Raw genomic sequence first — 24,822 nt, forward strand, 5'->3', positions numbered from 1 at the left:
GCGCATTGCGTCATATGTCCCGAAGGACATCTCGAATCGACGTTCACCGCGCCCGGGTGCGCGCTCGCCCGTGGGTGCCCGGGGAGACACGTCGACGCACGCATCGGCGGGCAATTGTTCCGCCGCCTGCTGACGCTCTGGTTTGTATGCCCAGCACGCGAAAGTTCCTGTCCGCCTGCACCGCCCTCACGCTCGCTGCCGCGCCCGCAGCGGCCGGAGCCGCCTCGGTGCGGGTCAACGTCCAGGTCCCGTACGACATCCAGACCAAGACCTTCGACCTCGAGATGCTCGAGTACCAGAACCTGCAGCCGGTGTTCTACCGCCCGTTCGACATCCCCTACGACACCCTCGAGCCGATGCTCGACCAGCTGCTCGAGGACGTCGTCGGCCGCCACCACGAGTTCTACATCAAGTGCACCGGCCTCGGCATCGACGAGCTGTGCCCCGACACCGAGGTCGACGTCTTCCTCCACTCGAAGCTGCGGTTCACCAAGAAGAACCAGCCCAAGCTGACCCAGCTGGGCCCGGCCGCGGACAACAAGTTCCGCCTCGCGATCGACACCCAGGTCCGGATCGACCTCGACGCCCGGATCAAGCACGAGACCGGCATCTGGTACTCGAACAGCGAGACGGTCGAGCTGTGGGTCAAGATCGGCGCGCGCGCCAGCGTCGACCTCACGCTGTGGCCGACCCCGAAGGCCGAGAACCTCAAGGTCGAGCTCAAGAAGGAGGGCGGGGACGTCGTCATCCATGGCCTCGAGGAGCAGATCATCGCCGCCGGCGCGATCGTCGGCGGCGTCACCCTCGGCCCGCTCGGCGCGGCGCTCGGCGCGATCCTCGGGGCCATCGGCGCCGACGCGGCCAACGACGCCATCATCGACGTCATCAACGACGCCCTCACCGACCAGATCAACGCCGCCAACGTCCTCCTGCGCGAGCACGTGCAGGGGCTGATCGACCCCGCGATCGCGCAGGCCGTCGACTACCGCAATCAAGCGCTCAACACCAAGATCCCCCGGCTCGACATGACCATCGCCCAGGCGCTGGCGCTCAGCCCCGTCAGCCTCGACGTGCGCACCTCCATCAAGAACGACGCGCTCGCGCTGGCCGCCACCGCCCGCATCGACCCGACCGGCAAGGGCAAGAGCCTCTCGGGCTTCTTGCGCTTCCCCAAGTCGAAGTGCAACTACATGGAGGGCGGCAACAAGACCGTCGGTTACTTCCAGATCCCGACCGAGGTCGTGCCGATGAACACCGACCTCGCGGGCAAGCCGTGCGCCTCGATCGTGTCGGCCTCGACCTTCGCCCGCTCGACCTACCTCGGCGAGAGCCCCAACCGCGTGCTCCACACCGGCGACCCGGCCGACCATTTGCCGAGCTGGCAGTCGACCGGCACCGTCAGCACCAGCGGCAACGTGGTCGAAAAGGCCGACTACTACGAGTGCCCCTACACCCTCGGCAACCTGCCGAACGCGGCGATCCTCGAGCTCGCCACCGTCAAGGACTCGGTGCTGCACGAGCGCCTCGACCTCGGGGTGTTCCGCGCCCGCTTCCTGTTCGCCGCGGCGCTCAACCCGCTGAAGCTGTTCGATGCCAGGGGCAAGCTGCTCCCGGGCCCGCTGGTGTTCGGCGGCAAGGGCCCGAAGACCGTCGACGACTGCCCGAGCTACGCCGGGCGCGGCAGCGGCCTGCGGCCCAACAAGCTCGAGCAGCTCAAGGACAAGTTCGACCCCGATACCTGCCCGACCTGCGGCCTGCTCGACGTATTCAACCACCTCGACCTGATCTCGAACCCGGCCGAGAAGGTCGTGCTCGAATCGGTGATCGACAAGGCCGGCATCACCAAGAAGTATGACCAGGTGCAGCAGCAACTGGCCAGCGAGGGCGCGCTCCAGAGCGTGCAGCGGCTCCAGAAGGTGCTCGACTCCGGCGTGATCGGCCGCGCCTGGGACGCCGTCGACAAGGCCCGCGCCAAGGTCGGCAACCTCAGCCCCAAGGGCGTCACCGTCAAGCAGGTCGGCACCGCGGCCGCGCGCAAGAAGTCCATCAAGGTGTTCGACGGCACCAAGGCCGTGAAGATGACCAGCGTGCGCCTCAAGGACAGCGCCCTGCCGACCGCCAAGGTCGAGGTCTTGGTGACGAAGGGCAAGAAGGCCGGCAAGTGATCGCATAACGACGGGTCGTGAACATCGAAATCGCCTGCCCGGCGGCCGACCCGGCCGCCGAGCAGGCGTCATTTCGTGTTCACCAACTATCGCCATTCACCACACCTGGGACTCGCCGGCGAATATCCACAGTCTGCCGCGCTCGCGGCGTCGAGCTTCCCCCCCGTTCAGACCCCGCAGCAATCCTTGCGCCCCGCGGAAGACCGCGCCCTCCGCGCGACGCCGATTCTCGCAACGGATCGCCCTCGCCTGGCGACTACCGCCACCATGGGTCAGTCCGAGCAGGGTAGCGGGGTGCGGGCGTTGTTCGCCGCCTGGGCGGCCGCCGAGAGCGACGAGGCCGCGCTGGCGGGCCTGGCCGGGCTGCTCGCCGGCCCCGAGACCAGCGACGCCGGGGCGAGCTTGCGACGCCTGTGGCCCCCGCCCGCGCTCTCCACGGCGGAGCTCGCCCCCGCGCCCGCCGCTCGCCCCCGCGACCCCGCGCTCGAGCGGGCCATCGCCACCGCGAGCGCGTGCGTCGGTCGCCTCGCCTCGGTCGACTCCGGCCACGTCCGGGCCCTCGCCACCGCCTGGCTCGTGCGCCCCGACCTGGCTGCCACCATTCGCAAGCCGCTCCTGCCCTGCCTCGCGCAGCTGACCCGCGGCGAGCGCAGCTTGCAGCTCGAGCTCGCCGGCGTCACCCCCGTGGCGGTGCGCGAGGTCCTCTACGTCGCCCCCGATTGCGACCTCGCGCTGCTGCGGGTCGCCGCGCAGCCGAGCTTCATCGCCCTCGCCCCCGGCGTCGCCCACGGTCACGAGCTGGCCGCGATCGACTGTAGTGATTCTCCGGAATCACAGGCCGGCGAGGCGCTGCCCGGCGGCCTGCGCCTGGTCCAGGGTCGGGTCCAGGAGGTCTCCTCGGTGCTGCTGCGCCACGACTGCGCGGGCCGTCCCGGCGGCGTGCTGCTCGATCTGGCCTCGGGCCAGGCGATCGGCCTCACCGTCGGCGGTCACGCGTCGGTGCCCGGCTGGCTGGTCCGCGAGCGGATCGAGCGGCTCACGCGATGACGGTCGCCCGCCTCACCGCGACGCCACGAGCTGGGCCCGCAGCCCGGCCGCCCATTGCTCGAGCCCGGAGATCGTGCTCTCCATCTCCGCCGCGCTGGCCTCGAGCCCACGAATCGCCGCCTCGAGCTGCTGCTTGGCCCGCCGCAGGCGGCTGCGCGCCGTGTCCTCCGGCACCCCGAGGAACGCCCCGAGCTCCGGCCCGCTCATGCGCTCCCAATAATAAAGCTCGAGGATCACCTGCGACGCGACCGGGATCTGCCGCAGCCCGTGCAGCAGCAGCCGCTGCTCCGCGTGCGCCGCCAGCAGCGACGTCGGGCTCGATCCCAGATCGACCAGCGACAGCTTCTCGAGGTCGAGCTCCTCCGGCGCCCGCCGGTTGCGGCGCAGGTGGTCGCGCAGGACGTTGTGGGCGATCGCAAACAGATACGTGCGAAACGAGGCGTCGCCGCGGAACCGGTCGCGGCCCTCCACGCAGCCGATGAAGGTCCGCTGCACGAGGTCCTCGGCCTGCTGCTCCACCTTGTTGCGAAAGAACCTGCGCACGGCGTCGAAATAGCGGTCGAACAACGTACTGCCCGCCTGGCGATCGCCGGCCCGCCAGGCGGTGAGGAGCTCCTGATCGCTCGACATGGCGCCACTCTACCACGAGGGCCAGGCCGCGAAACCCGCTGGCTGACGGACCCGCCCCTCGGAGACACTACCCCGGCCATGGACCCGAAGCAGGAGCACACCTGGCCCGGCCTCGAGCAGCTCGGCTCCGAGAAGCGCGACCTCGCCGACGAGGCGATGTATCGCAGCCTCAAATCGAAGCTGTTCGCCGAGGAGCACCCGCCGGTCCAGCTCGGTCGCTTCCGCGTGGTCCGGATCCTCGGCCAGGGCGGCATGGGCGTGGTCTACGCGGCCGAGGACGTCCAGCTCGGCCGCCAAGTGGCGGTCAAGGTCATCCGCGACGACCGCCTGCGCGAGGGCGCCAGAGACCGCGAGCGCCTGCTGCGAGAGGCGCAGATGCAGGCCAAGCTGGCCCACCCCAACGTCGTGCCGATCCACGAGGTCAGCGAATTCGACGGCGCCCTGTTCATCGTCATGGAATTGGTCGAGGGCACGACCTTGCGCGAATGGCTGGACCGCGAGCCGCGCCCGCTGCCCGCGATCCTCGAGCGATTCGTCGAGGCCGGCCGCGGGCTGGCGGCGGCCCATCGCCTCGGCATCGTCCACCGCGACTTCAAGCTGGCCAACGCGCTGGTCGGCGAGGACGGCCGGGTCCGGATCGCCGACTTCGGCCTCGCCGTCGCCGACCACAGTCATCAGGAGACCCAGCCCGATCCCACTGCCTCGCCCGCGACCGACGGCACTACCAGCAAGTTCGCCGGCACGCCCGCGTACATGTCGCCCGAGCAGGTCCGCGGCCAGCCCTGCGACGCCCGCAGCGATCAATACTCGTTCGCCGTGGCCCTGCACGAGGCAGTGTTCGGCCGGACCCCGCCGCGCGCGCTCGATCGCCTGGCCGAAAAGACAGGCGGTGCCCTGACGCTGCCCGCCGAGCCCTCCGCGCCGCAGTGGCTGCGCCAGGCCCTGACCCGCGCCCTCGCGCTCGACCCGGCGGCGCGCTGGCCGTCGATGGCCGCCCTGGTCGACGTGCTGGTCGAGACGCCGAAGCGACGGAGGCGCCGCGCGCTGGCCGTCGGCCTCGTCGCCGCCCTCGCCGGCGCGACCGCCCTCGGCGCGACGATCTTCAGGCAATCGTCGGAGTCGCAGTGCCTGGCGGTCGGTACTCCCATCACCGAGATCTGGAACGACGAGCAGCGGAAGAAGCTGCTCGACGCCTTCAAGTCCACGGGTCTGCCGTACGCCGAGCGCACGTGGCAGCGCGCGAGCACCGGGCTGGACGCTTACGTGAGTCAATGGTCCAAGGTCGCCGACGAGAACTGCAGCGCCGATCTGCCTCGCACGCAACAATCGGAGGCGCTGCTCCAGCGCAGCTTCGCCTGCCTCGAAAGCCGCCGCAGCGAGGTCGCCACGCTGCTCGAAGCCCTCGCCACCGAGGGTGCGTCTTTCGTCGCCGACGCGGAGTCTCTGGTGGCCCGCCTGCCGGACCCTTCGCGATGCCGGCTGATCACCCTGCGCAACACCATCGACCCCGCCGAACGCCTCGACCCCAGGGTCCGCACTTTCCTCGATCGTGCCAAGATGTTCACGAGCACGCACCAGGGTCGAATGGCCGCGACCTTGATCGAGGGCGCCCTGTCCGCGATCCGAAGCGACGGCAACGGCAACGGCGAGGCCGAAGCGTTGCTGCTGCTCGGCAAGGCGCAGGGTCAGCTGCTCAGCGACGGGCGGGGAGCTGTCGAAAGCTTGAACCTCGCGTACGATCAAACTCCGTCGGATCTACGGCCGACGCTGATGTGGCAGATCTGGAGCGAGATGGCGCGAGTCCATGCCGTCGAGCTCGATACCCCCGCCGCGGCACGGACGTACCTGGACCACGCGAAGGCCGAGCGTCCGCGCAACGTCCGGCTCACCGACGCGGCGCTGGCGACGGTCGAGAGCGAGATCCTGATCGCCGAGGACCGGGCCCCCGAGGCCGTCGAAAAGCGGCGCGCGGCGCTCACTCTCTTGCAGTCCCAGCTCCCCGCCAAACACCCCGACATCATCCTCGCTCGCCTGCAGCTCGCCTCCAGCCTGGGCGAGGCCTATAAGTTCGAAGAGGCGCGCGGGCTGCACGAACAATTGCTCGCCGAGCTGCGAAACGACTTCGGCAGCGACCACCCGTGGCCCGCGCGCGTCGAGCTCAACCTCGGCATGGACCTCCGGGAGCTCGAGCGACCCGCCGAAGCTCGAGAGCACCTCGAGCACGCGCGCTCCGCTCTCGTAGCCACCTACGGCGAGGTCCACCTCTGGGTCGCAAAGGCCGACGTCTCGCTGGCGCAGCTCGACTTCGTCGAAAATGCCCTCGACCAGGCCGTGGCGCGACTCGATCGGGCGCTCGCCACCTACGACAGCCTGGTCCCGCGCGGACACGCCGAGCGCATCATGGTGCTCGCCGAGTTGTCGAACATCTTCGCAATTGAGTCCCGCTGCGATCGCGTCCTCGTGCTCAATCGAGAGCTGTTGGAGATCTACGACGCCAATCCGACGCGCAAGAACCTCGACCTCCCGGGGCAACTGGCCAACCTCGGCGATTGTCTGTGCGAGCTCGGAAGGTGCCCCGAAGCGCTCCCACACTTCACCCGTCTGATGACCCTCTACACCGACGCATCGATGCCCGAGCCGGCGCTGCGGGCGCTCCCGCTGCGGGGGTTCGGGCTCGTGCACCTGGCGCAGGACAAGCCGGAGCTGGCGCTCGCGTTCCTCGAGGAAGCGCTGGCGATCCTCGAAGGCGCGCCGCACGAGCGCCTCGGCCTGACGCTCACGCTCGCGGCGACGATGCGCGAGCTCGCCGACGCGCTCGTGGCGACCCGTCGCGGCGGGGAACGGGTGCGGCGACTTCGAGCGCGCGCCGCCGAGATCGAGGCTACCTTGTGAGCTCAAATCGAGCCCTCCAGCTGCGCCAGCCGCTGCTGCACCACCCACCCCGGCACCCCGAGATTGACGCGGCGGTCGCGTGATTCGCCGAAGTTGAGGCCGATCACCGATCCGCGGACCAGGTCGACGATCACCCCGCCCGAGCTGCCACCGAGCGTGGTGCAGTCGTGCTCGAGCAACGTGTCCGACGTCGACACCAGGCGCCCGAGCGAGATCCGCTTGAACCCGCGGCCCTCGCGGTCGAACCAGCCGTCCCCGAAGATCTGCTGGTACTCGGGCTCCGCGTAGCCGCCCTCCGCGTGGCTCGGGAAACCGATCACCGCCACGGGATTGGCGGTGACGATCGAATCGACGACGACCAGCCCGACCTGGGGCGCCCCGCGCTGCTTGACTCGCAAGAACGCCAGGTCGTGGATCGGGTCGATGTAGAGCACCCGGGTGACCGGGCAGTGGAGCACCGCGGAACCGTCGGCCTCGGCGCTCAGGTTCACGCGCAACGTCCGGGCGCCGCGCTGCACGTCGTCGAGGAGCGACAGGATCGTGTGGCGATTGGTCACCGCCACGTCGGGACGGATCAACCATGCCGAGCCGCACTGCGTCAGCGGCCCGAGCTCGGGGCACTCGAGTCGGCCGACCGCCCCCACCATCGCCTCCAGATGCCGTCTGGCCGCGTGGACCACCGCGCGCCAGGCCGGCTCGGGCGGCAGCGCGAAGCTCCCGTCGCGGACCGTCAGCGGGGCCGGGAACCACTGATGGACGAGCTCCAGCCCGTCCGCCTCGGCCGCGGTCAGCGTCTGCAGCGGCTCGCCGGGCGGCGCGGCGAGGCCGACCTCGTGACTCTCCAGGGTGTCCTCGGACGTCGTCATCTGCGTCGCTCCTCCGGCCTTCGTCTCTTCGGGTGATAGTCGCATCGGCATCCCCTTCCGTGCATCTACACCGCGAGATCGATCATTTGTCGCGACGGCGTGAACGGTTCGCCGACGTCTTGGCACTACCGGTTCACAGCGCGACGGCGTCGGCGATGTCCGCCGGGCCGGCGCGTCACAGGAGTTGTATTGTCATGGCAGTCACATGGACTTTGAAGGATAGCTCGGGGGCCAATCTCAGCACGCAGCCGACCTCGACCGGCACGCTCGCGCTGACCTTCAACAACAGCGGCTATCCCTACTACGCCCCCGGCGAGATCATCACCGAGGTCCTCGCCGAGGTCGACAGCACCGGCCCGGTGACGATCACGCTATCGCCGCAGAACGAGGGCTATTACCTCGACGAGAGCCGCAGCGACCCGCAGGAGCTGCCCTCGTCCCACGGCGGCGTGATGTCCTGGTCCCAGAGCGGCCCCGTCACGACCCTCACCTTCACCGCGCCCGGCACCGTCAGCAACGAGTGGTCCTGGGGCTTCGGCGGCCTGACCCCGCCGGTCGGGCTGAAGATCAAGGTGCGCGTGCGGCGGGCCTGACGATCCGACGCCGCGAGGCGAGCGAGGCGCGCGGAACCTGCTCTTTAAGCCAGGTCATCGCGCGTCGCGCTCGCCTCGCCGACCTGTTACCATCCGCCGCGTGTCTGCGCTCCCGGTCCTCGACCTCTCGCCGCTCCGACACGACCCTGCCGCCGCCGACGCGCTCGCGCGGGCCATCGCCGCCGCGTGCCGCGACAGCGGCTTCTTCTACGTCGTCGGCCACGGCCTCGACCCAACCTTGCTCGCCCGCCTCGAGGCCCTGAGCCGCCGCTTCTTCGCCGCCGCCGACGCCGACAAGCAGGCCCTCGCGATGCACCACGGCGGCCGCGCCTGGCGCGGGTGGTTCCCGCTCGGCGGCGAGCTCACCTCGGGCCAGCCCGACCTCAAGGAGGGCCTGTACTTCGGGACAGAGCTGCCCGCCGACCACCCGCGCGTGCGCGCCGGCGTCCCGCTGCACGGCGCCAACCTGTGGCCGGCGTGGCTGCCGGAGCTGCGCCCGGTCGTGCTCGCCGTCATGGCGCAGCTGGCCGAAGTCGCCCAGCTGGTGCTCGAGGGCGTGGCCCGCAGCCTCGGCCTCGCGCCCGAGTGGTTCCGCGTGCACTACACCGGCGGGACGGGCGAGCCGACGCAGCTGTTCCGGATCTTCCACTACCCGGCGACGCCGCAGCCGGGCTGGGGCGTCGGCGAACACACCGACTACGGCCTCCTGACGCTGCTCGTGCAGGACGACGTCGGCGGCCTGCAGGTCAAGACCCCGCGCGGATGGATCGACGCCCCGCCGCTGCCCGGGGCGCTCGTGTGCAACATCGGCGACATGCTCGACCGCCTCACCGGCGGCTGGTACCGCTCGACCCCGCACCGCGTGCGCGCCTCGACCGCGCGCGATCGCCTGTCGTTCCCGTTCTTCTTCGACCCCGCGTGGGACGCCGAGATCGTGCCCCTGCCGCGCGCCGCCGACCTGCCCGACGACGCCGCCGAGCGCTGGGATTCCGCCAGCGTGCACGCCTTTCGCGGCACCTACGGCGAATACCTGCTCGGCAAGGTGGCCCGCGTCTTCCCCGCCCTGCACGCCGCCGTAAAGGCCGAGATGTGACCCAGGCGCCCGCCACGCGGGCCGCAGCCACAGCCGACCTCTGCCGCGCTCGCATCGCCTGAGTCGGATATTGAACAATGTACAGTGGTCACTCCGCGGCACTTCCCTACGTTGTGAAATTGCGGAGGGAACAGCCATGCGTGCGAAGCACCACACCAGCGATCGCGAGAGCACCCGCGCGAACACCGACTCGGAGGCGCCGTTCGAGGAGTTCATCGATCCCGGCTTCCGCTCCCAGGGCCTCTACGGCGAGGTGACGTGGCCGGACAGCGAGCCCCAACCGTGGCCATCGGCGCCACGGGCCCGCGAGGGCGAGGCGCTGCTCGCGTCGGAGTCCGGCCGCGGCCGCTTCGTCGGCTGCGGGCCGCGGACCTACCGCCGCTCCGACGCCCGGATCGCCGAGGACATCAACGAGGCCCTCACCTGGCACCCCGACATCGACGCCAGCGAGGTGGAGGTCGCCGTGGCGAGCGGCATCGTGACCCTCAGCGGCCTCGTCTACGACCCGAACACGCGCCGCCTGATCGTCGAGCTGGCGCTGCAGACCGCCGGCGTCGGCGAGCTCGACGACCGCATGGCGGTCGCCGGCGGCAAGGCGTCCACCGCGTGACAGCGCGGCTGTCCTGAAGGGCATCTCACAGCATGTCTCAGTTGCCTTGAGGCGTGCTGACGCGTGGCTGCGAGCGCGGGTCAGCGAGGACTGGCGACCTTGAAGGTCGGCGGGCGGCTGCCGACGCGCCGGCGCGACCACACGGTCCATTCCCACTGGCTGACGCCGGCGAGGTCGTCGCCTTCGGCCGTGATCTCGCCGGACTCGTAAAGGGCGACCAGCGTGTCGAGCAGCGACTCGATGTCGTAGGCGACGATCTGGCGGTCGTTGTCGTCGTGCCAGAAGCTGACGAGCTCGTCGGCCTCGCCGCCGAACTCACCGCCGGGGTCGAGGCAGATGTCGTTGCCCGACGGATCGTGCAGCAACGGCAGCCAGGCTGGGTTCCACCACTGGGGCTCGTCGGCGAACCACTTGCGGCAGTCGGTGCGCCGGGCCACGGCCTCGTCGATCGAATAGAGCGAGTAGACGAACGCGATCGGCATCAACTCGCCGCCGCCGTCGTGCCAGGCCCACAGCTGGCGCAGCGCCGGCGGCAGCGGACGGCCGAGCTCGCGCTCGCAGGCGTCGAGCCGCGCCGGGTCGGCGCCCGGCCGCAGCTCGGCGTGGACGGCGGGGGTATGAGTCGCGAGCCAGCGCTCGAGGCGAACGAGCAGGCCGTCGACGCGGGCGCGCTGGGCCGCGGCCTCGCGCTCACGCCACGCGAGCACCTCGGGGATCCACGGCGGCGGCTCGTCGGGCGGCTCCGGCAGGCGCTCGGCCCACCGCCAGATTGCGTCGAGGTGAGAGAGGTACTGCGACTCGATCAGGGCCTCACGGGCCTCGCCGTCGACGCGGCGTAGCTCGTGGTCGAACGCGGCGATCCGCAGGTGCGTCAGCATATCGTCGTCGCGCGCGTCCGAGCCGCGCCCGAGGAATGCGTCGTTGCGATCCTCGCGATCCTGCTCGACGCGCTTGACGAGCTCGGCCAGCATGCGGCGGCGCGGGCCGGGGCGCCGCGCCTCGATGTAATTCGAGAAAGCGGCGCACTGCTCCGGCGAGCCCTCCCCGTCGAGCACGCGCAGCATGTGGGCCGTCTGCGCGGGGTCAGCGAGGCCTCTCGCGCAGGCGCGCCGGGCCCTGAGCCGGAGCATCAAGAAGCGGGCACGCACGATGGTCCCGCGTTCGGGTTGAACCATGCTCGCGCCCCACAGGTGCTGCTCGTCGGGCCTCGGCCACACGCCGGCGAGGAACGGGTAGCCGACCTCCTCCATCGTGAAGCGGCCGGTCGTCGGATCGAGCCGGCACGCTTCGGTGAGCTCGAGGCCCTCGATGATCAGGTCGAGGTCGGGCCAGTGGATCTTCATCAGCGCCTGTCGGCGGAATCGTGGCACGCCGGCAGGCCGCGCGCAAGACCGCGCGCCGGCGCCGACCCCAAGCTCCCACGAAGGCGATGGCACGGCTGTCCCGAAGGACAGCTCCCATCCGAATCGCGACCGGTCGGCCAGCTCACAGCCTGCGCGCGAGCGTCAACCCCGCTCGACGATCCGGCATCACCGCATCGTCGAGGCAGGTCGAGCGCAATCGCCGACGCGCCGGCGACCTCGCTCAGCGAGCCCGGCGCCGGCGCAGCGTCAGCAGCAGCAGCGTCAGCGCCGACAGCCCGGCCCCGCCGGGCCCGTCCTGGCGGCAGCCGCAGCCGCTCTCGTCGGTCGCGCCGCCGCCCGTGTCGCTGTCCGTGTCGCCGCCCGAGCCCGTCGAATCACTCGCCTCGGTGTCGCTGCCCGCGTCCGTCGCCGAGGTGGTCGGCTCCGGCCCGGTCTCGCTCGAAGCACCCGTCGTCGGCAATTGCCCGCTCGAGCCGTCCGAGTCCGACCCGCCGCTCGTCGTCGAGTCACCGTCCACCGAGCAATCGGCCTCGCAGCCGTCGCCGCCCGCCGCGTTGCCGTCGTCGCACTGCTCCCCGCTGTCGACCACCCCGTCGCCGCAGCCGGCGTCCGAGCAGTCGGTGCGGCACGCGTCGGCCGCCTCGTCGCTGTTGTTCGCGCCCTCGTCGCAATCCTCGCCGACGCTGACGATCCCGTCGCCGCACACCGCCGCCGGCGCGTCGACCACCCCGACCACGCACAGCGCGTCGAGCGTCCAGCCGCCCATCTCGAGCCCGCCGTCGCTGCGCAGCTCGTACTTCAGCGTCACCGCGTCGTTCACCACCGACGCCGTCAGGTCGACGTCGTGGAACCGCCACTCGCGGTCCGTGTGGTGCGTGCTCGCGTCGTTCATCATCAGGCTGGCGAAGTTGGTCCACACCGGCTCGTCGTTGGCGTAGATGCGCGCGCGGTCGAAGAACCCGTCCTCGATGTTGAGCCAGCGGCGGTACTGCAGGCGCACCTGCGAATAGCCGGTCGTGTCGATCACCGGCGACTGCGCGAAGTTGGTCTTTTCCGACTGATACGTCCCGTTGAAGTTGCCGCCGCCGAGGTCGTTGCCGAACACGCGCGTCCCGTCGAACGCCGCCTGCGGGTCGCCCGACGCCGTCGGCGAGAGCGGCTCCTGCCACATCCAGTCGTCGGCGCCCTCGCCTTGCTGCCCCATCGACAGCCCGTGCGTCCAGCCGTCGGCGGCCGGGTCGGACTCGAAATCGGTGCAGTAGATCTCCTCGACCGCGCCGACGAAGAACTCGTAGAACGGATCGGCCGCGTTCTCCGGGTACTGCAATTCGGTCGCGTCCGCGAACGTGATCTTGACCTGGTACTGCACCACGCTGCCGGCCGGCTGCTGCGGGATCTTGGCCGTGATCTGATCGGGCGCCACGTCCATGGCGATCACCCCGCCGACGTCCTGCTGCTCGCGCAGGCGCCACGTCAGCTCCGCCGACTCGATCGCCCCGCCGCTGCACTGCCCGCCCGCGCCGTCGACCGCGACCGACACCGTGTACTCGGCCAGCTGCGGCAGCGCCACCCCCGGCGCCTCGACGTCGACCCCGAGCTTGAACAGCCCGTGCTTGGCGAACGCGCTGTTGATCAGGCACTGGTTGGGCGTGCCGTTGGCGAGGTCGCCGTCGTCGTCGTCGGCCGCCAGCGCCTCGAAGTACATGCTCGGGATGTCGACCGCGCGGCGGATCGACTCGTAGTAGATGTGATCGGCGTGGGCCACCGCGCCCGGCCCCTGGTCCTCGACCAGCGCCTTGCGCAGGTCCCACAGCGCGCCGGCGATGATGAGGCCCGTGATGTGCGTGTCGCCGTCGACGTCGTCGGGCCACACCGCCTCGCTGCCGTTGGGGTCGATGTGGCGCAGCGGCCCGGGGTCGTTGAGGAAGAAGCCGATGCCCATCGCCGGGTCGTCGACCACCGTCGCCGCCAGGTAGTCGCTCACGCCCTCGGACAGCGCCGGGTCGAAGTTACCGACGCCCTGGATGATGGCGTGGTCGTGCACCCCGTGGCCGTACTCGTGATAGACGATGTCGGCCACCCGCCCGGTGTTGTTGCACTGGTTGCTCTGGCGGAAGAAATTGATGTTGCCGTCGTAATAGGCGTTGCAGCTCTCGTTGATGTTGACGGTCGCGGCGAGCTGCTGGGCGACGAACTCGAAGGTGGGGTCGATCTGGCGCACGTAGTCGATCACGTGGTTGGCGTGCACGAACGTCGAGATCTGCGCGTCGACCAGCTCGTCGTTGGCCGCGTTCCAGTTGACCGTCTGGTTCGGCTGCAGGTTGAGGTTCGCGGTCGCCTCGTTGCCCGCGTCGTTGGCGACCGTCACCTGCGTGCCGCTGGCCCGCGTCGTCACCATGGTCGCATTGTTGCCGTTCCACATCACGTCGCCGGTCGGCGAGCTGGTGACGTTCATCCCGCCCACCGTCAGCGCCGCGCGGTTGGCCGGCCAGTTCTGCCGCTCGCCGCCGGGCTCGCGCACTGGCGCGTTGTAGGCCACCTTGCCGCTGGCGAACAGCAGCGTCTGCTTGCGCGCCACCGGCTCGCCCGTGGCCGCGTCGACGTAGACCCGCCAGCGCCCCAGCGGCGCCGTGGTCGCCAGCTCGACCGGCACCACCGTCGCGTACTCGACCCCGCCCCCGCGCACCAGCGGCAGCACCACCGCCTCGTGCGCGGCCTCGAAGGAGACTGTCCCCGGGGACAGGTCGCGCTCCAGCCACTCGCTCGCGGCCGTGCGCGCCTGGGCGGCGCCCACCTGGCGGACCGCCGGCGCCGGCACGTGCGGCAGCGCCTCCGAGCCGATCATGAACAGGCGGTCGTTGCGGAAGCGGAAGCTGACCTGCCCGCCCTCGACCGCCACCCCGCGGACCCGCTGCACGAACCCGAGTGTGCGCATTCCGCCGCTCTCGACATTCGCCACCAATGTGAAGTCCGCCGCCGACGCCCCCGGCGCCAGCAGGCCGACGTGACGGGCCAGGAACGCCCGCGCGAGCCGCTCGGCCGCCACGGGCGAACCCGCGCTCCCGGGCGCCGCGATCCCGGCGCCCCAGATCCGCCGCACCACGTCGGTATCGCGGTCCCACACCGCCCACGTCTGCGGCCCCATCTCGGCCACCAGCCGCGCCCACGCGCCCCCGTGCCGCGCCGGCGCCTGGTACCACGTCAGGTCGGCCAGCGCCCGCACCGGAGCCCCCCGGGCGACCTCCACGGCGGGCCGCCGCGCGTGCGCAGCAGGGGTCTGAACCGCGCTCGCGGTCGGGCTGACGGCCATCAAAGTGGCCGCGGTGAGGGTGGCAATTCCGTGGGCGAGTCTCATCGGTCTCCTCCGCGGGTGCGCCAGAGCGCACCACGCCGGCACCCTACCAAAACGCAAGACCCTGGAGGTATGTTTGTGTCTAGCGCGTGCTCACAGGGAGAACCCTGTCTCCGCCAGACCCCTCGCCCTGCCCCCAGGCGGCGCGTACCCTGAGGCGATGCATCACATGTCTCCGAGGACATGTTGCTTCAGACATACCCCATGGCGAAGAGTGCCAGCGGCCGAGGCGAGGCCGGTCGGGGCGGCCTCGCCGATGGACGTGCAGGTCATCCCCAGCGACAGTGCCAAGAATGGCCAGGGGATTTTGCGTATGCTGACCGCGAATGGCCAACAGCAAGACGACGAAGCCAAAGACCTCAGGCAAGGCCGCGGCGGGCAAACCCAAGACGGGCAAAGCCACCGCGAAGAAATCCGCCGCGAAGAAGGCCGCCGCGAAGAAGGCCTCCACGAAGAAGACCACGGCGAACAAGACCACGGTGAAGAAGACCGCGGTGAAGAAGACCGCGGTGAAGAAGCCCTCGGCGAAGAAGACCACGGCGAAGAAGACCACGGCGAAGAAGACCCCCGCGAAGAAGACCGCCGCGAAGAAGACCGCCGCGAAGAAGACCCCCGCGAAGAAGACCCCCGCGAAGAGGGCCACAACCAAGAAGCCCACCGCGAACAAGCCCACTGCGAGCAAGCCCACCGCGAGCTTTCCGACGGACGAGGTGCTGAGCGAGATCGAGGACAACCTGATCTCGTACTCCTACAATTTCAGATCGCCGGCCACCGACCGCGAGGGCAAGGCCTGGCGGAAGATCGCCTTCTCGGGTCCGCTCAAGCTCCTGGCCAAGCTCGTCAAGCACCCCGTGGCGCAGCAGCTGGAGACGCTCACCATCGTCGGCATCGACGCGAAGGCCGACAAGGTCATCCGCGTGCTGTCCGAGGGCCCTCCGCTCGCGGCGTTGCGCGAGCTGCGTCTTGGCTTCCTGCCCGAGGGTCAGAGCGATTTGGTCGGCTTCGAAGAGCGCGACTGCGGCGACCTGACCGCCCTGTCCCGGGCCTGCCCGCGCCTGGAGATCCTGCGGCTGCTCTGCCCTGGCTTCGTGGCCGCCGATCACCCCACGCTCCGGGTCCTGGACGCGCGCACGGGGGCCCGGCCGGCGTCGGTGGCCTCGCTGGCCAAGGCGTCGCTACCGCGCCTGGAGGAGCTTCACCTCGGCTTCGGGGTCGAGGACGACGAGCCCCTGTATGCATCGCTGATCTGGCCGCCGAACACGCTCCAGCCGCTGCTCGACGGCAAGGCGCTGCCGACGCTGCGCCGGCTGTGCCTGTGGCCCATGCCGGAGGACGACGGCCTGTTCAAGCTGGCCAGGGCCTCGCCGCTGGCGAAGCGCGCGAAGATCGAGCTGCGCAGCACCGACGACCTCGAGGCCGACACCGACGCTTACACGCTCTGACCGGGCTCACAGCTCGGCCACCGCTCGCCTGTCCACATATCGTGCGAGCGGCCCGACGTCTGCACGTCGCATAGCCGCACGAACACGTCGGTCCACGCGTGCTCGAGAAGCACACCTCCGCGCGCGGCCGGGGACATGTCCCGAAAGACATCCCCCGTTTCGACCCTGCTCAGCGCCGCACCGGCTCGAGCTCGAGCCGCGCGATCGACAGCTGCACCCACGCGTCGTACGCCTGGGCCTCGACGTTGAACCGGTAGTCGCGCCAGCTCCACCCCTGCGGCCGCGCCTCGGTGCCCACGTGGAGCTCGAAGCGCTCCGCCTCGGCGCGAAACGGCTGGTACTCGAGCGCCACCAGCAGCGGCGGCTCCTCCCCGGCGTCGATCTGCTTGGTCGAGTGGCCGAGGAACTTCATCCGCGTCGAGCCGAGCTCGATCTCGGCGCCTCGCTGCAGCCGCGCCGCGATCGGCTGGCCGGGCCGCACGCGCTCGGTGACCTGCTCGGCGGTCACCACCAGCCGCGGCTTGCGGCTCGGATCTTCGACCTCGACGACCTCGACCCGCCAGCGCTCGAACCACGCCTCGCGCACCGACTCGTAGCCCGCCGAGAGCAGGCTGATCTCGCGGCGCACCGGCGCCCCCATGCCCTCGAAGATCAGCATCAGCGTGATCCCGCTGCCGCCCGGATAGCTGCCGTCGGGGCTGGCCTCGATCGATTCGACGGTCACGCCTTCAAAATGCACCGTGACCCCGCCGCCGAGCGGCAGCCGCTCGTTCGGCGCGAGCGTCATGCGGGGTGCGGGGCTGGCGGGCGCGGTGGTCTTCGGCGGATCGGGGGGTTGCATGGTCGGCGCGGGGGCAGGAGCGGCGCACGCGGCGAGCAGGCAGACCACGAGGCCGCCGCGCGCCGCCATCGCATCGCGAATCACAGCACTCATTCGACGATCACCTTCGCGCTCCACCCGCGGCCGAACGTCTCCGGGTGGTACATCTCCTCCGCCTTCGGCGGCGGCACCACGAACACCCCCGGCGTGGTCGCCAGCGCCACGTACGTGTATGTGTGCACGCCCTCCCACAGCAGCGAAGTGAACGCCTCGGCTCGCTCGTCGCGCAGGTTCTGGTGCTCGAACCACGGGCGGTTCCACCACCACCACGGCGACTGCTTGCTCAGCGCCTGCGGGTCCTCCGGCAGCGCCCCGGTCGTCATCAGCGCCGGGTTCTGCGGCTCGAGCCCGGCCGGCAGCGGGTCGACCAGCGCCACGTGGTAGCGGCGGGTCGGCGCCACCATCGTCAGGCGCACCCGCACGCGCGCCCCGCCCTTGATCCGCCACGTCCCGTCGGCGTCGCGCTTTACGTCCTTCGGGTCGTCGATCGGCTCGTACGCGCGGTCGACCACGAACCCGTGATCGCTCGGCGGCATCATCAGATCGGTCGGTGCGTAGCGCATCCCGATCCGGTAGTACAGGCGGCCTTTGCCCTCCTTTTGCAGGATCAGGTCGCCCGACCCGATCGCCGCCACCTCCGCCATCGGGATGTCGATCCGCCGGCGGTCGGTCTGCCGACCGGCGAACTTCTGCTCGCCGGCGTAGCGCGCTCCCAGCCACACCCGCGCCACGAAATCGGGCGTGATCTTCTCGTAGGTGTTGAAGTAGCGGTCGAGCGCCACCAGCACGAACGCGTTCTCCTGCGTGCTGCTCCACCGGCCCGCCTTGCGGTGGGCCATCAGCCCCTCGACCAGCTTCGGGATCAGGTCGCTCTTCGGCTGATCGGCGATCAGCGCCTCGAGCATCAACGCGTCGACCCGGCGGTCCGAGTGCAGCAGCACGTGCCCGCCGTCGCTGTACGAGGTCACGAAGTGGGCCGCGCCCGCGGTCTCCTCGGCCCGGTTGCGGACGATCAGGCGGATCGCCTCGAGCTCGGCGGTCGAGGCCGGATCGCCCTGCAGCGCCGAGTACAGCCACGCCACCGCCTCCATCCCCATCTTCTCGATCCCGCCGGCCTCCTTGATCAGCTCGCGCGCCGCCGTCGGGTTGCCGCGGCCGAGCTGGCGCAGGGTGTAGAGCGCGTAGGCCCGCAGCACCTGCTTCTCGACCGGCCCGTACGACTCGGGGATCCGGTAGCGGATCGACTGCAGGTAGTTGACTGCCTTTTGGGTCATGTCCTTGGGGACATTGAAGCCCTTGGCGTCGGCGCGGGCCAGCGCGTGCGCGACGTGGATCGAAAGGTACGGGTACGAGCGCTCGCCCCAGCGCCAGAAGCCCCAGCCGCCGTCATAGTTCTGCAGCTTGGCCAGCCGCAGCAGGTCCTGGCGCACGCCGGCCTCGAGCTCCTTCGGCGGCGGCAGGCCCTCGGCCGCGAACGCGGACAGCACGTCGCGCAGCGACGCGATCGCCATCACCCGCGACGACACCTGCTCCGCGCAGTCGAACGGGTAGCGGACCAGGTACAGCAGCGCGTCGGTCAGCCCGGCCAGCGCCGTCGAAGTCGTCGTCACCTCGAGCCCGCCGAACTCGCGCCACACCTGGCCCGGCGCCTTGACCGGCTGGGCCACCGCGCCGCTGTCGAGCGTGCCGTAGGTCGCGAACGCCTCGGTGGTCGCCGGCGTCCACACCGGCAGCGACACCTCGGCCGCGTCGGTGTGCTTGCCGCTGGCGACCGCGAATTGGAACCGCGCCGTGCCGGCCAGCTCGGTCGTGGCCGGGAACCGGACCTCGACCCGGTCGCCCGCCGGCACCTGCACCTTGCGACCTGTCCCTGCGGTCAGCTTGGCATTGCCGGCGCGGACCGCCACCTCGACCGTCAGCGGCTTCTTGCCCTGGTTCTGCACCACCACCGGCAGCTCGAGCTTGTCGCCGAAGTTGAGGAAGCGCGGCGGCGACGGCCGGACCATCAGCGGCCGGCTCGCGGTCACCGTCGCCTCGCCGCTGCCGAACGCGCCCGTGCCCGCGGCCGCGACCGCCATCACGCGATAGCGCGTGAGGTTGTCGGGCAGCTTGAGCTTCACCTGCGCCTTGCCCTTGCTGTCCGTCGGGACAGCCGCGGCGAACAGCGCCAGCGCGCTGAAGTCGGTCCGCAGCGCGATCGCCCCCTCCTCCTGCTGCGCGCCCGACTCGTCGTCCGTGGGCTTCGAGACCTCGGCCTTCTTCTCCTCCTCCGGCGCCGGCGCCATCACCGGCGCCCCCGGGGCCATGCCGGCGTTCTTCTTGCTCGCCCGCTTCGGCGCGGCCTCGGCCCGATCGTCGCTGTCGCCGTCGCGCGAGCTGCCGACCGCGCCCGTCAGCTGCAGCTTGGCCAGATCGGGCCGCGCCAACAGCAAGAGCTCGCGCAGGTGATGCTCGCGCACCCCGCCGTCGCGGTCGAGGTAGAACGTCGCCACCGGGTCGGGCCACGAATAACCGGTCAGCGACAGCACCGCCTCGTCGACCACCGCCAGCGCCACCTCGCCGCCGGCGACCGGCTTGCCCTCGGCGTCCTTCAGCTCGACGTCGACCACCGTCTCCGCACCCGGCGGCAACTCCTCGTCGCGCGGCTTGGCCGTCAATTGCAGCGTGCGCCGGCGCGGCGGGACCCGCAGGTTGACCGACCCGGCCGCATACGCTGGCCGCGGGGCCAGGCCCGGATCGGCCGTCCCGTCGTCGCGGGTCCGCGGGGCCGCGCCGACCAGGTCGACGTGGACGTGCAGGTTCGGCACGTGGCCCTCCTCGATCGGCACCCGCAGCTTGGCCGCCCCGTCCTCGACCTTGAACCGCTCGCTGCGCACCAGCCCCGAGCGGCGGATCGTCATCACGCCCTCGGCCTGCGGCCACGGCGACACCACCAGCAGCTCGGCGACATCGCCGGCCCCGTACTCCTTCTTGTCGGTCAGCAGCCCGACCTTCTCCTGCTCGATCGTGCGGCTCGGCGGCGTGTCACCGCCCGCCACCCACAGGTCCGTGCGCGTCACGCTGGCGCGCCCGCGGGCGTCGGCCACCGTCGCCTCGAGCCGCAGCGTGCCGCCGCGCCGGGCCACGAAGTCACAGCGGGCCGCACCCTTGCTCGAGCTGACCGGGCAGTTCTGGGTGTCGACGACCTTCTCCGTCCATTGCCCGCGCTCCTGCACCCACTCGAATTGCTGGGCCAGCACCGTCGCCGTCTTGCCCTCGATCAGCTTGCCGTCGAGGTCGGCGATCACCGCCTCGACGCTGAACTTGTCGCCCTTGTTGTAGAACGGCCGCGACGTCTTGAGCCCGACGTAGAGGTCGGCCGGATGGACCACGAGGCGGGTGCGCCCGGTCCATTTCTGCCGGTTCACGTCCTGCGCCGAGCCCTCGGCCGTGACCGTGTACGCGCGCGCCGGCCGGCTCCACACGAAATCGGCGCGGATCCGGTGCTGGCCGGCGGCGTCGGTCTTGCCGGTGAACGTGAACTCGCGCCCCTGCGGTCGGGCGTCGCGGCGCCACCAGGACCAGCTCTCGGTGAAGCCGAAGCTGTACTCGTCGAGCCCCGGCGGGCTGAAGCTCGCCGGCTCGCTGCGCACCCGCCAGTCGACTTCTGCGCCCGCGAGCCCGCCGCCCGAGAAATAATTGGCGCTCAGCGTCAGCTCGGCGCTGGTGCCGACCAGGTGCGGCCCCGGCGACGCCTCGACCTTCACCTCGTACTCCGGCCGGCGGAACTCCTCGACCTTGAGGTTGTGATAATGCGTGCGCCCGCCGACCTCGATGTGCAGCGGCGCCGGCCCGGTGTTGATATTACCCGGCAGCGCCAGCGTCAGCTCGAACCCGCCGGCCGCGTTGACCGGCACCTCGCCCTTCAGCACCTCGCTGCCGCGCGGGTCGTAGAGCCGATAATTCGCCGTCGACGCCGAGGTCAGGCCGATGTCGCCGCGCTCGCCCCCGCCGACGCTGCGCACCCAACCCTTGACCTTGGCCGTCTCGCCCGGCTTGTAGAGCCCGCGGTCCTCCGCCACGTAAAAGCGGTAGTCGTCGCCCTGCGAATACGCGCTCCAGCCGGTCGAGTCGGGCGAATAATAGTACATGTTCTCGGGCACGAACGCGACGTCCCCGCCCTTGCTGGCGATCAGCAATTGCCCGCGATCGCCCAGCGGCAGGGTCGCCAGCCCGTCGGCCCCGCTCCGCCCCGTCCCGCCCTGCGGCACGATCTTCACGTCGACCCCGGAGAGCGGCGCCCCGTCGGCCAGGTTGGTCGCCCACGTCACCATCTCGCCGGGATCGACGAACGCGGTCAGGCCGATGCGGGTCACCTGCGCCCACGCCATCGCGTACTGCCGCTGCCAGCAGTCCCGCGGCTGCCGCGGCGGCTCGACGAACGCGATCACGTGCCCGAGCCCGTTCTTCAGCGCCGGCGACAGATCGATCGCCGTCTCGACCAGCGCGTCGGGCCGGTCGTCGACCTTGACCGTCGTCGTCGCCACCAGCCGCCCCGGCGGCGGCGGGATCGGCTTGCCGTCGCGGCAATCCATGTCGCGGCGATAATTGAGGTACTTCCCGTAGTCCTCCGGCGTGATCGCGAACAGCTGCACCTTCAGCTTCGGCCGGTTGATCGTGAACACCGAGAGCTTCGGCCCGCCGCTCGGATCGAGGACCACGAAATCGCGCGGCGGCCCCTGCAGCTGCGGCTCGGCGCGCGTGGTCGTGAACCGCGACACGGCCGGCTTCTCCGACGCCTGCCCGAACACGTCGGGCAGCCCGGCGGCGACCGTCACCGAGTAGGTCGTGCGGCCGACCGTCGCGCCGGTGATGGTGATCGTATTGCCGCCGGCGCTGATGTTCATGCCCGGGATCGACGGCTCGACATGGACCGATTTGGGGTCGAAGCGCTCGAGGTCGATCGGATTTGTGAACTCGACCTGCAGCGGCATCAGCGGCCGGCACTCGCCGCCCCAGCTGCAATGCGCCCCGGTGTGCTGCATCGGCCCGTAGGTGTAAAAACCGAACGAGTGGGGCAGCTTGGTGCGCCGCGGCCCCTCGGCCGACGGCGTGCCCGCCCCGACCGTCACCGAGACCGAGGTCCCGCGCGGCAGCGGCTCGACCGCCCGGAACGCCACGCTGCGCCCCGGCTCGCTCGCCGCCACCAGCCCACGCGCCGTCGCGTCGGCCTCGATCTCCGCCGCGGTCGCCAGCCGGATCGCCCGCTTGCCGCCGGCGTCGACGGTGAGGACCTCGAGGACCGCCTGCGGATCGATCTTCTGATCGAAGCCGACCACCATGACCGGCTCGAGGTCATGTGGGCCGCCCATCGGCGTCATGGTGAGCACCTTCGGCGGCGGCGTCGAGAACGTCCACTCCTTGGCCGTGGCCAGCGCCCCGCCGACGCTCGACTTGACCTGCGCCGGCACGCGGACCTTGTAGTCCGTCGCCATCGGGAACCGCCCCTCCGGTTCGAACATCACGGTCTTCGCCCCGACCCACCGCCACGATCCGGGCGGCTGCGGCGACAGCTCGACCGGCACCTTCAGCTTGGCAAGCTCCGCGTGGCTCGTCACCGCCACCATCGGCTGCGAGAACGACACCGAAAGATGCGGCGCCAGCTCGACCTCGCCCTCGGGCATCGACCGCGTCACCGCCAGCGGCCCCGCCTCGGCCCGCTCCGGCGCCGCCGCCTCGGCCGGCGGCGGGAAGGCCTGCGTCACCGTCTTGCCCGGCCGCGGCGCCGGCAAGCTGCTCTCGCGCAGGGCGAAGTTCTGCCTGTCACCTGTCTTTTCGGTCAGCGCCGGCAGGCGCGCCAGCAGCTTGGCCGCGCGCGCCTCGGACAGCGGCTCCGCGGGCGCCGGAGGCCGCCCGGCCAGCGCCCCGCCCTTCGGCTCCTCGCTCGCGCGCAGCCGGACCTCGAGCCCCTCGGGCGCGTCCTGCGGCGCCTTCTGCAGGTCGATGTCCCGCGTGCCCGACTCCGCCGACAGCGGCCCGTCGGGCACCGCCACCACCACCGCCGAGCCCTTGGTGGCCGGACAGCTCGTCATCAACGCGAGCGAGAGACTGGAAGCGCAGACGATTCGGAGCGGACGACCGGGACGCACGCCGCGATTGTATGCGCACGCAGCCGGGCCCGATACGCCCGCCCACGGGGCGATTTCGTCCGATCCGCGCGCTCAGGGTTCGACTTCGCAGCGCCCGCGAGCCTCGCCCGCGCGAAAGCTCCCGCCCGATGCAGGAAGATCTCGAAGCATCATCGCAGCCCACCTCCGATGAAACACGTTCTTCATGGCCCATTCCACCATTCACAACACCATCACACTGCTCATTTACGACACGACATCGAATGCAACGAACGCATCAATCCATTCAAATCATGGCACCACCCAATACAAAGACCCCCGACGCCGGGTCTCTCGGACCACTCGCATCGGGGGCGTTCGTCACCGCCGGCAGTCGCTGACGGTGTCTGCGGCGCGCGGGTTCAAGCGCCGTCGCCGAGCCGGCGCGCGAGCATCTGCAGGCGCGAACGGGCCAGGCCCATGCTGCTGCTCGTGCGATCGAGCTCGACGAACAGGTAGCAGCCGGTCCGCGGCGTGCGCTGCAGCAGGTGCAGACGGGGGCCGCGCGTCACGAGGATGTCGTCGATGCAATCGTCGACATCCTCACTATGGAGGAGGCGGGTCAGCGCGTGGACCAGCCCGTCGTCGAGCGGGTCGCCGCGGCGGGCCAGGAATTGCCCGCGGTCGCTGTCGAGCAGCGCCGCCGCCTGGGCGCCGTCGAGCGCCATCGCCTCGTCGAGGCACGTGCGCATGGCCGCGTCGATCTCGAGCGGCGGCGCGATCAGCCGCGGCAGCGCCGGCGGCTCGACCAGGCCCGCCGGCGTCGGCAGCAGCTCCGACAGCGCGAACGTCATGCTGCTGGTGTAGCGGCGCTGCTGCGGCACGAACATCACCACGTCGTGGCGGCGCTCCATCAGCTTCTGCAGCTTGGCCGCCAGCCAGCGCTGCAGCCGCTGCTCGAGCGCCTCGGCGGTGACGATCTCCCACTCGATCAGCACGTCGGCGAAGTGCCGCCCGGCGGTGAAGCACTCCTCCAACACCGCGGTGACGTCGTCGGCGCGCACGTCCGGCAGGTCGCGCAACAGGTCATGGAGGGAGCCTGTCTCCGAGGACAGGTGCACCCACGCCACGCGTCCGCCGTGGAAGAACACCCGCCCGACCTCGGTCCCGCTGCGCAGCAGCAGATCTCCCCCGGGGCTCGCGGCCGCCTCGGCCAGCGCCGCCGTCAGCCCCGGCGTCGCCGTCGCCAGCGCCAGCGCCCGCTCGGCCGCCTGCACCCGCGCCACCACCTCGCAGCTCGTCAGCGGCTTTACCAAAAAGTCGTCGGCCCCGGCGGCGAATCCGTCGACCATATCGGCGTGGCGGTTCCTCGCCGTCACCAGCACCACGTGGGCCAGCGGGCGCCGCGGCATCTCACGCAGCCGGCGGCACACCTCGATCCCGGTCATCCGCGGCATCATCCAATCGAGTAGTACGATCTGCGGCGGCGCGGCCTCGCTGAGGTAACTCCACGCCGACGCCCCGTCCTCCGCCTCGCTTACCGCATAGCCGCGCTCTTGTAATGGACCGGAGAGCATCGCCCGCGCCACGGGATCGTCGTCGGCGACGAGGACGCGAGGTTGAGGTGCGTTCGACGGAGCGTAAAAATTCATGGCCGGTACTTCGAACCGAGAATCGTCGGTCCATGCCTGGTTGTCCATGGGATTGTTGGACGGAGCCGCCGCCCGGGCAATCACCCGCGCGCCCTTGAACGGCAATGTACACACCTTCTACAGCTCACGTACGGCCCCACGGACAGCTGT

Annotated in this window: 14 protein-coding genes; 7 read left to right on the forward strand and 7 right to left on the reverse strand. The window is 70.8% G+C overall.

The genetic code is table 11. From position 1 onward, the window contains the following. Positions 1 to 146: 146 nt before the first annotated feature. Together POL25_RS26060 and POL25_RS26065 are read left to right on the forward strand one after the other, a co-directional pair. Positions 147 to 2,165 carry a hypothetical protein gene (locus tag POL25_RS26060; protein WP_272088899.1) on the forward strand — a complete coding sequence of 673 codons (2,019 nt, stop codon included), beginning with the start codon at positions 147 to 149 and terminating at the stop codon, positions 2,163 to 2,165. A gap of 267 nt (positions 2,166 to 2,432) precedes the next feature. After that, positions 2,433 to 3,212, forward strand: coding sequence for a hypothetical protein (locus POL25_RS26065; protein ID WP_272088900.1), 780 nt, complete (start codon positions 2,433 to 2,435; stop codon positions 3,210 to 3,212). A 12-nt stretch (positions 3,213 to 3,224) separates the two neighbouring features. Here POL25_RS26065 and POL25_RS26070 read toward each other — a convergent pair whose 3' ends face one another. After that, entirely contained in the window at positions 3,225 to 3,842 is a 618-nt protein-coding gene (locus tag POL25_RS26070) for an RNA polymerase sigma factor (RefSeq protein WP_272088901.1), read from the reverse strand. Between the two features lie 78 nt (positions 3,843 to 3,920). Here POL25_RS26070 and POL25_RS26075 point away from each other — a divergent pair, with 78 nt between their 5' ends. Then, positions 3,921 to 6,734, forward strand: coding sequence for a serine/threonine-protein kinase (locus POL25_RS26075; RefSeq protein WP_272088902.1), 2,814 nt, complete (start codon positions 3,921 to 3,923; stop codon positions 6,732 to 6,734). 2 nt (positions 6,735 to 6,736) lie between these two features. On the opposite strand, the gene POL25_RS26080 is transcribed toward POL25_RS26075, so the two are convergent. Continuing rightward, positions 6,737 to 7,600, reverse strand: a complete 864-nt coding sequence (locus POL25_RS26080; protein ID WP_272088903.1) for a trypsin-like serine peptidase — start codon at positions 7,598 to 7,600, stop codon at positions 6,737 to 6,739. A gap of 194 nt (positions 7,601 to 7,794) precedes the next feature. Here POL25_RS26080 and POL25_RS26085 point away from each other — a divergent pair, with 194 nt between their 5' ends. The 3 genes from POL25_RS26085 (at position 7,795) to POL25_RS26095 (ending at position 9,896) form a co-directional block, all read left to right on the forward strand. Next, entirely contained in the window at positions 7,795 to 8,193 is a 399-nt protein-coding gene (locus POL25_RS26085; protein WP_272088904.1) for a hypothetical protein, read from the forward strand. A gap of 100 nt (positions 8,194 to 8,293) precedes the next feature. Next, positions 8,294 to 9,286 carry an isopenicillin N synthase family dioxygenase gene (locus POL25_RS26090; RefSeq protein ID WP_272088905.1) on the forward strand — a complete coding sequence of 331 codons (993 nt, stop codon included), beginning with the start codon at positions 8,294 to 8,296 and terminating at the stop codon, positions 9,284 to 9,286. Between the two features lie 136 nt (positions 9,287 to 9,422). Beyond that, positions 9,423 to 9,896, forward strand: a complete 474-nt coding sequence (locus tag POL25_RS26095) for a BON domain-containing protein (protein WP_272088906.1) — start codon at positions 9,423 to 9,425, stop codon at positions 9,894 to 9,896. 80 nt (positions 9,897 to 9,976) lie between these two features. Here the strand turns inward: POL25_RS26095 and POL25_RS44525 are convergent, their stop codons facing one another. Together POL25_RS44525 and POL25_RS26105 are read right to left on the reverse strand one after the other, a co-directional pair. Next, positions 9,977 to 11,266 carry an SMI1/KNR4 family protein gene (locus POL25_RS44525; RefSeq protein ID WP_272088907.1) on the reverse strand — a complete coding sequence of 430 codons (1,290 nt, stop codon included), beginning with the start codon at positions 11,264 to 11,266 and terminating at the stop codon, positions 9,977 to 9,979. 214 nt (positions 11,267 to 11,480) lie between these two features. Further along, positions 11,481 to 14,615, reverse strand: coding sequence for a hypothetical protein (locus POL25_RS26105; protein ID WP_272088908.1), 3,135 nt, complete (start codon positions 14,613 to 14,615; stop codon positions 11,481 to 11,483). 323 nt (positions 14,616 to 14,938) lie between these two features. Between POL25_RS26105 and POL25_RS26110 the strand changes: the two genes are divergently transcribed. Beyond that, positions 14,939 to 16,054 carry a histone H1-like repetitive region-containing protein gene (locus POL25_RS26110; protein ID WP_272088909.1) on the forward strand — a complete coding sequence of 372 codons (1,116 nt, stop codon included), beginning with the start codon at positions 14,939 to 14,941 and terminating at the stop codon, positions 16,052 to 16,054. A gap of 169 nt (positions 16,055 to 16,223) precedes the next feature. On the opposite strand, the gene POL25_RS26115 is transcribed toward POL25_RS26110, so the two are convergent. From POL25_RS26115 to POL25_RS26125, 3 genes are all read right to left on the reverse strand, one after another. After that, entirely contained in the window at positions 16,224 to 16,988 is a 765-nt protein-coding gene (locus tag POL25_RS26115; protein WP_272088910.1) for a hypothetical protein, read from the reverse strand. Beyond that, the gene (locus tag POL25_RS26120; RefSeq protein ID WP_272088911.1) at positions 16,985 to 23,005 is read right to left on the reverse strand and encodes an Ig-like domain-containing alpha-2-macroglobulin family protein; all 6,021 of its coding nucleotides are present in this window, start codon (positions 23,003 to 23,005) and stop codon (positions 16,985 to 16,987) included. Before POL25_RS26120 ends, POL25_RS26115 begins: the two co-directional genes overlap by 4 nt. Before the next feature lie 437 nt (positions 23,006 to 23,442). Continuing rightward, complete coding sequence (locus POL25_RS26125; protein ID WP_272088912.1) at positions 23,443 to 24,672, reverse strand: response regulator transcription factor; 1,230 nt, start codon at positions 24,670 to 24,672, stop codon at positions 23,443 to 23,445. Positions 24,673 to 24,822: the final 150 nt, after the last annotated feature.

Source organism: Nannocystis bainbridge (assembly GCF_028368995.1).
Lineage (GTDB): Bacteria > Myxococcota_A > Polyangia > Nannocystales > Nannocystaceae > Nannocystis > Nannocystis bainbridge.